11 protein-coding genes are annotated in these 13,570 nt (G+C 43.5%); 5 read left to right on the top strand and 6 right to left on the bottom strand.

Translation table 11 applies throughout. The features are described from left to right. Positions 1–115: 115 nt before the first annotated feature. Positions 116–1,522, bottom strand: a complete 1,407-nt coding sequence (locus V7K25_RS22425; protein WP_335160700.1) for an amidase — start codon at positions 1,520–1,522, stop codon at positions 116–118. A gap of 235 nt (positions 1,523–1,757) precedes the next feature. Here V7K25_RS22425 and V7K25_RS22420 point away from each other — a divergent pair, with 235 nt between their 5' ends. Continuing rightward, a complete protein-coding gene (locus V7K25_RS22420) occupies positions 1,758–2,318 on the top strand; it encodes a TetR/AcrR family transcriptional regulator (protein WP_335160698.1) in 561 nt (186 codons plus the stop codon). 6 nt (positions 2,319–2,324) lie between these two features. Here V7K25_RS22420 and V7K25_RS31695 read toward each other — a convergent pair whose 3' ends face one another. The 5 genes from V7K25_RS31695 to V7K25_RS22400 all read right to left on the bottom strand — a co-directional run bounded on the left by V7K25_RS31695 (position 2,325) and on the right by V7K25_RS22400 (position 7,536). Then, positions 2,325–2,468 (bottom strand): DUF3363 domain-containing protein, encoded by a 144-nt coding sequence (locus tag V7K25_RS31695; protein ID WP_442948108.1) that lies wholly within the window; start codon positions 2,466–2,468, stop codon positions 2,325–2,327. A gap of 905 nt (positions 2,469–3,373) precedes the next feature. Then, positions 3,374–4,414, bottom strand: coding sequence for an ISAs1 family transposase (locus V7K25_RS22415; RefSeq protein ID WP_335160696.1), 1,041 nt, complete (start codon positions 4,412–4,414; stop codon positions 3,374–3,376). 240 nt (positions 4,415–4,654) lie between these two features. Beyond that, positions 4,655–5,446: a molybdate ABC transporter substrate-binding protein gene (modA, locus tag V7K25_RS22410; RefSeq protein WP_335160694.1), complete on the bottom strand. Its 792-nt coding sequence runs from the start codon at positions 5,444–5,446 to the stop codon at positions 4,655–4,657. A 628-nt stretch (positions 5,447–6,074) separates the two neighbouring features. Continuing rightward, positions 6,075–6,530 carry a cupin domain-containing protein gene (locus V7K25_RS22405; protein ID WP_335160692.1) on the bottom strand — a complete coding sequence of 152 codons (456 nt, stop codon included), beginning with the start codon at positions 6,528–6,530 and terminating at the stop codon, positions 6,075–6,077. Positions 6,531–6,756: 226 nt separating this feature from the next. Next, positions 6,757–7,536, bottom strand: coding sequence for a cysteine hydrolase family protein (locus tag V7K25_RS22400; protein WP_335160690.1), 780 nt, complete (start codon positions 7,534–7,536; stop codon positions 6,757–6,759). Positions 7,537–7,617: 81 nt separating this feature from the next. On the opposite strand from V7K25_RS22400, the gene V7K25_RS22395 reads away from it, so the two are divergent. From V7K25_RS22395 to V7K25_RS22380, 4 genes are all read left to right on the top strand, one after another. Continuing rightward, positions 7,618–9,018 (top strand): amidohydrolase, encoded by a 1,401-nt coding sequence (locus V7K25_RS22395; RefSeq protein ID WP_335160689.1) that lies wholly within the window; start codon positions 7,618–7,620, stop codon positions 9,016–9,018. Between the two features lie 135 nt (positions 9,019–9,153). After that, on the top strand, positions 9,154–9,915 hold the full coding sequence (locus V7K25_RS22390; RefSeq protein WP_335160687.1) for a hypothetical protein: 762 nt from the start codon (positions 9,154–9,156) through the stop codon (positions 9,913–9,915). A gap of 78 nt (positions 9,916–9,993) precedes the next feature. Further along, complete coding sequence (locus V7K25_RS22385) at positions 9,994–10,845, top strand: hypothetical protein (protein ID WP_335160685.1); 852 nt, start codon at positions 9,994–9,996, stop codon at positions 10,843–10,845. A gap of 944 nt (positions 10,846–11,789) precedes the next feature. Continuing rightward, positions 11,790–13,523, top strand: a complete 1,734-nt coding sequence (locus V7K25_RS22380) for a fasciclin domain-containing protein (RefSeq protein ID WP_335160683.1) — start codon at positions 11,790–11,792, stop codon at positions 13,521–13,523. Positions 13,524–13,570 lie beyond the last annotated feature (47 nt).

The following is a 13,570-nucleotide window of genomic DNA, read 5'->3' as shown; positions in this document are numbered from 1 at the left end:
TATCGCTGCGGAAGTAATCAGAATTTTCGTGCAATATTACGTTGCCAAAATTGTTAAGCAATATTTCGCCAACAGTGTCTTCGCTATATTTACCCCGATCTCTTGGAATACATCCCTAGATGACCGGGCGGAGGCTGCGAACCAAGCTCACGGACTCCAGCAGCGAAGCCAAGTGCAGGATCGTGGACTCCGCCTGCCACGTGCCGACAATCTGCACATTGATCGGCATTCCTTCTTTGCTCGTGCCGAATCGCATCGCCAGGCCAGGTAAGCCGGTGACGTTCAGGGGTACCGTCGCACCCTGGAGGTAGGTTGCATCAACTGTCTGACCGTCGATGGTGAATATCTCGACACCATGCTTGTGGGCCGGGATCGGCAGCACATGCGTGATCAGCGCGTCGTAGCGGGTGAAGTAGTCGGCATACCCGTCGCGGATGCGCTCGGCGGCCTGCTCGGCCTCGATAAAGTCCTTCATTGATGTATCGGGCAGCGAAAGCATGGTCTTGGACATCTTGTACATCTCGCTTTCGTGGCCGGCCGTCGCCTGAGCAAACGCAGCCTTCATCTCCATCACATGCAGGCGGTTGAACACGTCGAGGGCGAAATCGCGCTCCAGCGCCGGGATCCGCACTTGTTCGACCACGATGCCGAGGTCCTTGAGGGCCTCGGCGGCAGCCTCGACCGTTGCCGCAACTTCGGGATCGACAGGCCCAAAGCCCGGTCCGACCATCCAGCCTACCCTCAGCTGGCGGTAGGGCTGACGGCCTATGCCTGCATCGGACGGCACAGTGATGCTCGAGAATGCGTCTTGGCCATCAGCCCCCACTAGTTGCGAGAATGCCAGCGCGATATCCCGTACGGAGCGGGCCATCGGCCCGACATGCCAGAACCGACGCGGTGCACGGGGCCAGATGCCGGTCATGGGCACGCGGCCATGCGTTGCCTTCATAGAAGTGATGCCGGTTTGCGCGGCTGGGCCTCGTACGGAGATGGCCAGATCCGTTCCGAGCCCGATGGGCGACATGCCCGCCGCAATGGCTGCTGACTCGCCCCCGCTTGAACCGCCAGGCGTGCGGGTCACATCCCAGGGGTTGTTCGATCGACCGGAGAGCAGATTGTCGCTCTCGATCCAGTAAGAGAACTCGGGAAGGTTAGTCTTTGCCAGTAGGATGCCGCCCGCCTTCTTCATGCGCGCGACGCTCGTGGCGTCCGTATCGGGGATGCGGCCCCGGAAGATAGGCGAACCGCGTTGGGTCAACACCCCTGCGGTATCAATCGAGTCCTTCACCGTGAAAGGCACGCCATGAAGCGGCCCAAGCTCTTCGCCGGCCAGAACTGCCGCTTCTGCGGCCTTGGCCGCTTTAAGCGCGCCCTCGGCGACTGAGACGATCGCATTGATCTTGGGGTTTACGGCTTCGATGCGATCTAGGTGTGCCTCCATGACCTCGACTGGCGAAATCTCGCGGCTTCGGATCAGTTCAGCCAGCTTCGTTGCGTCATAAAAGAAGATGTCAGTGTTCATGATGTGCCTTCTATCTTTTGATCGGTTGATAAAACTGGGTTCTTCCCAAGTTCTTTGTCTATCTATCACGTGGTAGACTGACCGAATTGTATGCCCCAGCTGGGCTGGTGTCAACAACTATCTTCCAGTTGATAGATTTGGTGCTCTGCTCTATAATTGGGGGTGAAACATCCATCTCAGCTATTCGGGGCAGGGGAAAGTCAGTTCAGTGAGCTCAAATTATCGGGAAGCCATCTTGGCGGCTGCCAAAAAAAAGGCCCAGGCGCACGGTTACAGCGGCCTGAACTTTCGTGATCTCGCCAACGACGTAGGCATCAAGAGTTCAAGCATTCACTACTACTTCCCGACCAAGGGCGACCTCGGGGCTGCAGTAGCCAAGCGGTATTGGGAGGACTCAGCTGCTGTCCTTGAGGCCATTTCGGCCGAGATAGCGGACCCAAACCGCTGTTTGCACAACTACCCCGACACATTTCGCAAGTCGCTTGAGAGCGAGAACCGGCTGTGCCTCGGCAGCTTCATGGCTGCCGAATACGAAAACTTGCCGGACCCAGTGAAGAAGGAAGTTCAGACCTTTGCGGATGTCAATGTCGCCTGGCTGAGCAGGGTCCTCTCCGCTGCGACGGCGATGAATTCCGAGGAGAGGGAGAAACGGGCTCGAGCCATCTTTGCCGCCGTCGCTGGCGCACAGCTCATGGCAAGAAGTCGTTCCGATATCGCCCTCTTCGACGAGTTGATAGAGAGCTACCGGGAGGCCGGACTCCTGACGGTGCAGACGTCGGAATTCAATGTGTGCTGAGATTGGTCAGTTGGTCGACGAACCCACTTTCCGCCCAATTTCCCACGAGATCGAATCTCCGCGCGTCGTCACTGCGATCTGCTGACTAAGGCGATGCTCGCTCACTGAGCTCCACGTCACGAGGCTAAACCGCCTACCGTCATCGAGCATGGTGTAGCGCTTCGGGCGATGACGCGGGCAGCGCGCACCGCTGTCGTGGCGTACCGGTGATGTCCGCTTCGGGTCGGAAGCGGAATTGGGCAGCCGCCCGGGGTCGGCCACAGGCAGCACCAGCGACATGTTCAGCAACGACCGGCACGGACGATCAACTGAGCCGGCACCCGCAGCAATTGCGTACGGATTTTCGGCATGTTCGGTGCGCACCTAACTATACCTGAGTTCGATGTAAGAAAAAGTCTAAAAACTTGACAGAGTAAACTTTATAGCAATAGAGGGCTGTCTAACTTAATATCAATAAGATTGTATAAATGAGAGTAAGTACGAATTGAAACACACTCAGTACTTAAAGAGAGAGTGCTGAATTTATCACAAATTCATTATGGAGATGAGGCATAAAAAATCGATAGAATTAGCTTATAGACTTGATTATAGGGGGAATATTTAATTAAACACATAATCAAAAGCTGAAAATAATGATTTTGCGATTAAATCAAAAATTGCTAAGAATGAAATAATCACTTATCCTGAAGTAGAAATGGAGTTTTTTTTGGAAGTCCCATTACCCAGATTTCTCACAGGGAGCAATGCGATTTTGTGAGGTCGGCTAAAAAAGGTGCGATGCCTGCGGCGGGCGTAGCCATCGCTAATCACCCATTACGTATGAGTTAAATATTTAATACAATAATAGTAGTAATATTAACTAGAAGATACAACCAGGGCAAACGCATCTAATTTTATTTGACAAATAACCAATTGCATGTATTGTAATTTACATATGTATTTGGCAATTTATTAAAATGTAAAGTTGTGTATTTACTGCAATATATTCATGAGAAAATTGTTTTAGACAACCTAAAACTACCATTTATAGCTAAATTTTCGACGTGAGAGAAGACTTAGATGGCTGCGATAACTTGAAGTAGGTAATTGTTATCTAAACCTGCGCGATATCTTTTCATCGCAACACTTCCACGCACCGTTTTATCTTTATCTAAAAGATTCAAAGATAAACGCCGTAGAACAGAAAAATTAAGAGGGGCATTATCTTTACGGATACGACTAGCATCTTCATGGAATGTCATGTCCAGTACCCAATGCACAGAATTTTCTATCCCCCAGTGGCTACGAACAGCATGAGCTAAAACAACAGCATCATGCTCTAAACTGCTAATATAAAAGCGAACTTCAATAGTTGTTTTATTCCAAAGCCTACGTTCGCACATGACCATTCCTACGCTCCTCAGTCCTAACCATTTTTCCTGGTTTGGCATCTCCCTTAGCTGTTCAACAGGGACACTCCAGTATTTGCGAATTTCAATCCGACCATGAGCGCTTTCGATTGTATGATGATAACTGTGGTCAACACCTTCAAAATTGTTGCTTTGAGCTTTTTCAAACCAACTGTTAACTGCATCCTCAAGTTTACTTTGATTTGCTTTGAGAGCAAGAACGTAATCTGCATTTTTTGCGAGAATCTGGGCAGCGATTTCTTTCTGGCATCCCATCGCATCAATTGTAATGATACATCCAACAATATCTATCAACTCCAATAATTTCGGAATTGCCGTTATTTCATTCGATTTGGAATCAACTTTAAGTTGACCTAACACCAGCCGATGTTCGCTTGCCCAAGCACTGACAACATGAATTGCTTTTTGTCCACTATTGCGGTCAAATGATTGCCGCACTGTTTTCCCATCAATAGGTATTACTTGAGCGCCAATAGCTTCAGTAATTGACCCCACCCACCGATGAAAGCATTGCTCAAATGCTTGGGGATTTAACCTGGCAAACACTCTTGCAATCGTGTCATGGGAAGGAATACCGTTGGGTAATGCCAGAAACGTTTCTAGCCATTCCCGTTTGGCTTGGGCATAAGTCTCAATTGCTACCCAGGTATCCGATCCACTGATAACTGCTAATATAGTTATCATCATGTTCTTAATTTTTGTCTAAGTTCCCGCTAACTGTAGATGCTTATGCACACGAAAGCCAGCTATTGAAATTCCCCGCCTCTTTAGAGACAGGGATCTTCAATAAGCTGACATTTCACAATTATTCGTTTAGCATTACTGAAATGCCTTTGTGGATGCTGGCAAGACTTTTTTCTATCACGGAGGAATGTCTGCTGATAGATGTTTTTTCAGCTTACTTGCAAACAAATACTAATTAGACACTCAGACAATAAACCCATATTTTCTCAATACAGTCTTAGCTTGACTGCCAGATAAAAACTTGACAAATTGTTTGGCAGCAGAAATATTTTTACTGGCTTTAATTACTGCTACTGGATAGACAATTGGTGAGTGAAGCTTTTCGTCAGCAGTGACTACGACTTTTACGTTATTGGAAGTTTTGGCATCAGTGGCATAAACTATGCCCGCCTGAGCATTACCACTTTCTACTGCTGCCAAAACTTGACGCACATTGTTACCAAAGACAAATTTTGATTTAAGCTGATCGTAAAGTTTCAAATTCTTTAAGACCTCCTCTCCATATTGCCCTGCCGGTACACTCCTGGGTTCACCGATCGCAATTTTCTTAATCTTGCTATTTATTAAATTGGAGAAACTATTGATGCCAACAACATCCTGAGCCACAATCAAGACTAGACTGTTTTTTGCTAGGTTAGTACGGCTACCTGGTAGCAATAGTCCTTTTTGTTCTAAGGCATCCACCTGCTTTTTACCAGCAGAAATAAAGATATCCGCAGGCGCACCTTGTTCAATCTGTTGCTGCAAAGCGCCAGAAGCCCCAAAGTTATAACTAATGTTGATATTTGATTTACTTTGTTGGTACAAAGGCTTAATTTCTTCTAGCGCATCTTTTAAGCTAGAAGCTGCGGATACGGTTATGTTGGTGCTTGATTGTGCTATTCCAGGAGAAGGAGTAACCAATGGTAAACCAATTGCCAGGAGCAAGCCTGCAACTGCTATACCCAGAAAGCCAAGAATTTGTTTTCTTTTCATAGAAAAGGTGCAATAGTAGGTTGTTTCCAAAATTGATGCTAGGTAAAATCGTACCAGTAATACCAACTTTTAACCAACATTATCGGTAAAATCCTAAAAAAGAACAAGGTAAGTTTTCTATCTTACAGTTAAAAACTTCTGAAATATCACGGTAAGCTACTTGGAATTACAAGTGATTGTGTCAATAAATTGTTAAATTAGCTGCTCAGTTTTTCGGGGTTAAATTTGCGATGACTGTAAATCTGAAGTCTTTAGAAAACCTAACCCATATAGCGGCCGATTCAAAAACCGCTCCTACCACTAAGAGAACTAGCTACTTTCCCTCGCAACATCGACGTATCCTTTGTATCTTTCCTAAGTACAGCCGATGCTTTGGTACTTTTAATCACGCGAATATCAATGATTATTTCCTGGCAAATGTGCAGTTTTCTAGTGATTGCCCTTATGAGGATGTTTGAAAAGTCTTCCAGCGTGTATTTCACTACCCTTCGTAGTTAATAAGCTAAAAGTTTTTTAACAATAAATTATTTGTAATTCATAATATTTCCTCGTTCCCGTATTTCACATGGAAATGAGGAATTCCCAATAAATTAAATTACGAATTACGAATTACAAATTACGAAGTATTTTAACAGGGCATCAAAGCATCGAATCTCCCCAATACTGCCATATCTTCTGCATCTAACTCCGCCGGAACACCACTACGAATCAATTCCGAAAAGTCTTCATTGGGAACCATAACAGTCAATGTGTACAAGCGAGTAGAACCAGTATTTTTAATCAAATGAGTACCAGTGGGAGGCACTAATAAACTATCTCCAGCTTTGATTGTGGCACTCTTACCATCACAGATGGCGATCCCTTCGCCTTTGAGGACAAAAAACATTTCCACCGCCCACTGATGGCGATTTGGGGGTGTTTGTCCATCAACATCGAAAATTTCTATGCAGCAAGTCAACGAAGTATTAGCACTTGTCGAATCAAAAATAATTGCTAATCGATTCGAGGCGTCCGGACTGATGCGATATACTTGGTAATCTTTGCTAGATTTGATAACCGGAATTACACAACGAGTAGCGTACATTTATTTATTCCTTCTGAAGTTATAGATGGGTATGAAAATTCTTAAAATCCGAGTTTTGAATCACATGATTTTGTATTTTGGACTTTGAATTATTAAATTTAAAAATGTCCCAAAGGAAGCGATTTCAACACGAAAAAAAAATCTAAAATTCTTAATCGTTCGCGTAGCGTCCCGTAGGGAAGAAAGAGAATTTATGCATGGGATAAATCTAAAATCTAAAATAGATTCACTCCTCACCTTTTTGCAGTGCTGTTAAAATCTCTTGGGAGTCAGTCACAAAACCGAAGCATTGTTTGACATTGTACAATGTGGCCAGCCAACAATATTCAGGAGAAGTGGTAGCGGTACAGTCTTTAACTAACACGCAATCATATCCTAAAAAGTTAGCATCACATAACGTAGTTAGCACACATTGATCGGCATTAACACCAGCAAAAAATAATGTTGTCTTTCCCAGATTCCGCAAGATACTATCTAATGGCGTATCCCAAAATCCACTCATGCGGTATTTGTCCACACAAATATCTTCAGGAATTTTTTCTAATTCGTCTACTACTGCTGCGGCCCAACTACCTGCCATGAGTACTCTAGCATCATTGCTTGGCAATGGATCGCCCAATCCTACACCCTCTCCTGTGGGATTATAGACGTGGCGCGAAGCAGCACTAATATTGAGTAAATCAGGACGATTTCCCCAATTTATCCAAATTACTGGAACACCGACTTCACGCAGTTCTGGAAGTAATTTGTTCAAAGGTTCAATAGGCTGACGCGCCGGAGTTACGTCCACGCCGATATGCGCTAACCAGCCATCAGGGTGACAGAAGTCGTTTTGCATATCAATGACGAGGATAGCAGCTTTTGCCAAGTCTAGGCGCAGGGTTTTAGTTTCTGTTGATAAAATAACGGGTTGTGGGGCCTTTTGAGGACGAGTGATATCTGCGATCGCATCATTCACTGTCCACGCATTTGGTGCAACTCCCAATGTCCGTAATGGTAAATTCATAAAATTGCAATACTTAACACCATTTTCTATTTTGTAACTTGAAATTCAGTTGAGAGTACAATTACTTAATTAAGGTTAAATATGGTAAATTTCACCATTCAAAATGTTTTAATTGCTGCCAGTGATGATTATGCAACAGTAGATGTACAAATTGTAGATGGTGCGATTGCAGCCATTGCCCCCAATCTACAGGTAATCGGCACACCTATCGATGGCAAAAATAAGCTGTTGCTACCTGGCTTTTTCAACGCCCACACCCACTCATCAGAGATGTGGCAACGGGGAATCATGTCAGCTTTCCCTTTAGAATTATGGTTGGCGGAACTGTATGATTTTGCCCCCCTCGATCCCGAACAGGTTTATCTCAGTGCTTTGGGTACTGCGGTGGAAACCCTACTTTCTGGCGGTACGAGTGTAGTAGATCACTTAGTGTTAATTCCGGGACTTGAGTTAGAAACGATCGCCATTGCAAATCGCGCTTACCGAGAAGTTGGAATTCGCGCCTTTATCGCCCCCTTAATTCAAGATGAGTCCCTCAGCGCAGGTATTCCATCTGGGGAATCAGCCCAAAAACATGAACCTTATTTTCGCTCAACTGCGGCAACACTGGAAATCATCGAAGAGGCGGTAAGAAAATTTCATCGCCCGGATGAGGGTATAAATATTTTAGTTGCACCAACAGGGATACAATTGTGTACTGATGCTTTATTTGAAGGATGTAGTGAGTTAAGCGATCGCTACAATCTTTGTCGTCACTCCCATTTACTTGAAACCAAGGCACAGGAAAAACTCGCTCAAGAAAAGTACGGTTGTACTGCTGTGGAACATTTGAAAAGAATCGGATATTTGAGCAATAAAACTTCACTTGCCCATTGCGTTTGGTTAAATGATGCTGATATCGCCATCCTCGCCGAAACTCAATCTACAGTTGTTCATAATCCCTTAAGTAATTTGCGTTTAGGCAGTGGCATCGCCCCCATTTTAAAATATCGTCAAGCTGGAGTAAATGTAACTTTTGGTTGCGATGGTGCTTCGAGTAATGACTCTCAAGATTTGTTAGAAGCAATCAAAATGGGTTCTATTTTACATAATGTTACAGACTCAGATTATCAAAACTGGATTACGCCCAGACAAGCTGTAGAAATGGCATCATTGGGAGGCGCAAAGGGGCTGAATATAGCAGACAAACTCGGTTCTTTAACTGTAGGTAAACAAGCAGATTTAGTACTTTATGACCTCACCAATCTATCATTATTACCTCGTACAGATCCCATTGGCTTATTAGTCTTAGGTCATCCTACGAATGTTGTTGATAGTGCTTGGGTGAATGGTAAGCAAATTGTTGCTGATGGCAAAGTTACCACAATTAACGTTGATGAATTGCGACAAGAATTATTTAACCGCAGTCAATGGGAGAAAAAGCGTAAATCTGAGACTGTCGTGCAAATTGAAGCTCATTATCGCATGGTTATGGGGTTGTAAAACATAAATATGGTTTAACCTAATATAAAAACTGTTTCGTTTTACAATGATGACATAAGTCTACTAAGGTACGGTTCTAGTGGATGATATCTTGTAGTCCTAAGCAAGGCTTAATTGAATTAAGGTTGGCTACTTATGAGTGATAAAAACAATCAGAGTCAAATAGATCAGCAATTACCAGAAAGTCCTTCTAGCAAAGACGAGAACAATAATCACATAAATTGGTGGATTGAAATTATTTCATTTTTAGCAGTAGGCTATTTGATTTTTAGCCTAATTAGCCCAATATTTCTCAAAGAAGGGCAACAACCAAGAAAGATAGAAGCTCCTGACATTATAATCATTGCCATTGTTTTATTGTTTAACTCTGGTTTGCTCAATAGAATAGAGGATTTTGCTATTTCTAAGGATGGCGGCTTTACAGCTAAGTTTAAAGAACTAAAACAAGAGGTAAATAAACAGAAGCAAGAGGTCGATAAACAGAAAAAACAAATCGATGAGCTTCAAGCACAACAGCTAGAACAACTAGAAAAACAGCAAAAAAACTTAGAACAAACACAAGCTTTTATGTTTGGTTTTTTGCTTGCCAAGAAGGATTATGAGAAGATTGATCAACTCTATAAACACTCCAAAGCCAATACGAGTTATAACTTTTATGTATCAAATAATGTAGGTGATGAGTTAAGACGCTTACGAGATTTTAAATTAATTAAGACGAACTCTGGTTATATCAGTGATGTGGTTCAAGCGAGTAATTATGGTCAAAAATCAATCGATTTGACTAAATATTTTCATGTTACAGATTTGGGTGAACAGTTTTTGACAACTCGTGAAGCGCTAGAGTCTAGGAGCCAGCAAGAAATGATAAATGCTCAGGAAACTCCAAAAGTTGAGTAGGTCATCTATAGAGTTCTGTTCAATGTTATTTGCTACCAGTTATCTTAGTCGTTATGTCGTTGTGTCTACCTTTAGATAGTGAGTACATTTCAGGATTGGTTCTGGGAAATCAAAGAGTGTGGACAAGGGCCTCATTACTACTTTAGTGCCTCTTTTGCTCTGTCTGATGCTGAACGCCTTGCGGCTTTGGTGCGGCAGCATCCACTGTCTGGCTTTGAACACTGTCACTTTGTTGGCAACTTAATCAATGCGCCATGTGGAGATGCCAATTATCAAGGTTCTTACGATTTGTATGTTGACCAGAGCAACTATGCTGAAGTTATGTCGGGTATACAAAGAGATGAACCTATAATTACTGTTGCACACTGTGTCTGGGAAATTATTGGTGTTTGCGATCGCAACTTTGGCATTGAGTCTGGTTATGGTGGGATAACTGGCACAGATAACCAAGCTGACACTTTACTGATTATGGCACTGGCGCAATCACCAGAACTCACCTTAGTTGATTGGAGAGTTGTTTCTGGGGGAGACGGCTATGCATCAGTATTTTTTAGAACTGGCACATCAGCCGCAGAATTGCTTGCTTACTTGCAGATGCAGCCAGAAAAGCCTGACTTCATGCAAATAGAAAAAGAGTTACGTTTAGCTCTATCAGATCCAGCATTATTTAAAATTTATCGCTTGGGCGAGTGCAAAATCAATGGTTGGCGGCTTGAAGTGGTCGTTTTGCATAATATTGAAAAAACCATAAGCAGCTATAGTGGCGAAGGATGGGACATGACACCACATACCGCCAAGCTGTACAAAGTCGCCCAAACTGTTAGCGATAAGTGCAAGGTTCCGGGTTGCGTAGGTGGTACTGCACACGCGCCAAATGACTTCTATACACTCATTGGTAGCCATCTTAGCTTCGGCTACCCGCGCCAATAGGAATAAATTTAAATCGGAATTTGAATTGCAAATTCTGTACCCTCACCCTGTATGGAATTAACCTCCAGAGTACCGCCATGTTTTTCTACAATAATTTGAAGTGCGATCGCCCTTACCCCCTATGCTGGAGAAAGCTATCGCTGGGTGAGTCTAAGCAGTTGGGTTTCCAAAACACGTTGCCAAACCAATACAACCAACTGAATTATTAACCTCGATTGCAGATTTGCTAGTGCAAGGGTATAACTAAAACTTTTTTATAATCATGCTTCCCAGTAGCTTAAAACGCGAGAAAACGTTGTATTTATGTGAAAATACCGGGTTCAAGGGTGGAGTAAAACCAGATTTATTACCCTAACTCTAAAGGAGTTATGAGCAAAAGTGTTACATATTAGACACTTTAAAAATCCTAATTTCTCCGTGGATTCATTTTTATAAAATTGTATTTTGCAAAAAAATAATTCCTAGCCAAAAATCTTGGCGCAATCATGCCCAAAATTTTGATTGCGATCGCTAATTTTCAGTCTAGTATTTGAAAATTTAGTATCAGAGACAACTATCTAAAGAGTGAAAGTTATTCCTCGGAACCCAGCCATTAGTTAGTTGTATAATTTCGCTCAAAGATCAATAATACAAGATATCGCCAAGACAAATTTTATTTCTTAAATGTTGCTAAAGATCATGATGCATGTAGCTTGACGGCATTAACCATCTTCTGCAATTATAAAGATATGGCTATTAAAAGCTAATTATTCTAGTGCTTGGCTGCGATTTTATAACTGATAAAATCGCCTACTTGCATGTAAGAATCTTTATTTTTGCAACATACCATATAGCACAATATCGTTGCTTATGCCTATTAGTGTTATATGTATGCGGTTTTTCAAAAACCAAATAGGAATTTTGTACTGTGTGTGGTGAAAATTTAGATAATAGAGGATGTTTCCATGTTTAGTTCCTTTCGTTGGCCATCAGCAAGGGTTGCTTTAGTAGTTCTGGGAATGACAGCTGCTACAATCACTCCCATAGTAATTTCTACCCCAGCTTTATCTCAAAATACTGTTCCATCTACGACACCATCGCCTACAACACCATCACCTGAAACACAATCACCTGCGACACCATCGCCTACTTCATCAGTAAACTTGTCTGATGTTTCCTCAGATTATTGGGCGCGTCCCTTCATTCAGGCCTTAGCTGAGAATAACGTAATTAGTGGCTTTCCTGATGGCAGCTTCAGGCCGAATCAAGGTGTGACTCGTGCAGAGTTTGCCGCCCTAATTCAAAAAGCTTTCCCTAGCCAAAATCGAGTTCGGCAATTAAGCGCAGGTGGATTTAGAGATGTTCCTGCTGGCTATTGGGCGGCTTCTGCAATTCAGAACGCCTACGAAACCGGATTTTTGGCAGGTTATCCTGGGAACGTGTTTAGACCAAATGAACAAATACCGAAGGTACAGGCGCTCGTTGCTATAACCAGTGGTTTGGGTTTAACTGGTAGCACCACTGGAAGCACCACTGGAAGCAGTACTGACCTTAGCACCTATTACAACGACGCTTCAGCTATCCCGAACTATGCTGTTGCTAGTGTGACAGCAGCAACCCAATCTAATATTGTTGTTAATTATCCAGATGTAAAACAACTCAATCCGCAACAGCCCCTAACTCGTGCTGAAGCTGCGGCACTTTTATATCAAGCTTTGGCTAAACAAGGAAGGGTGCAACCCGTTGCGAGCAATCTTCCAGCTAGTCAATATATTGTGGGTGCAACTCAAACTGGTACTGATATTGTTTCTCTTGCTGCATCCAGTAGTTCTTTGACAACTCTGACTTCTTTATTAAAGACATCAGGTTTAGCAGATATTCTTCAACAGCCTGGCCCTTATACAATCTTCGCTCCCACCGATCAAGCATTTGCTGCTTTACCTGCTGCTACCTTACAGCAGTTACAGCAACCAGAAAACAGAGATGCATTGATTAAGATTTTGTCATACCATGTAGTTCCTGGTGCAATAACTTCTAGTCAACTCTCGGCTGGAGAACTGAGAACCTCTGAACAAAGCCCTGTAAATATTAAAATCGATCGCGCTAATAATCAAGTCGCGGTGAATAATGCCACAGTTATCCAGGCAGACGTGAAAGCTAGCAATGGTGTTATCCATGCAATTAACCAAGTCCTTGTGCCGCCTGATGTTAACATTAGTCAGTTAAATCAACCAGGAACAGGAACCCCAAATGCTACAACGCCTGAGGTGAGGCCAGGTAGAACTACTCTTGGTGGCCCTAGCTATATTGGAGTTGCTGGTAACATTGGTTTGAGTGGCAGCGATACAGCTCTGAGTAGCGGTAATTTTGCAGCGATCAGTAAAATTGGTCTGACACGCAATATATCAGTGCGACCATCAGTCATTTTTGGGGATGATACACTAATTCTGGTTCCCTTGACTTTGGATTTTTCTCCCCGCACAGCAGGTTCGGTAGGCGCAAGAACCTTTGCCATATCTCCTTATATTGGTGCTGGTGTAGCAATTGAAGCTAATGCTAATACTGATGTTGGATTACTGTTAACTGGTGGTGTAGACCTTCCTGTTGGTTCTCGATTTACGTTGACAGGTGGTGTGAATGCTGCTTTTCTGGATGACACTGATGTAGGGCTACTATTTGGCGTTGGCTACAACTTCTAAGTAAATAGAAATAAAACACGCGGTAGGGGCGCACATTTGTGCGCCCT

This window comes from Nostoc sp. (genome assembly GCF_036919495.1).
GTDB lineage: Bacteria > Cyanobacteriota > Cyanobacteriia > Cyanobacteriales > Nostocaceae > Nostoc.
Note: the sequence above shows the minus strand (reverse complement) of the source record. Positions and strands in the feature narration are given on the sequence as shown.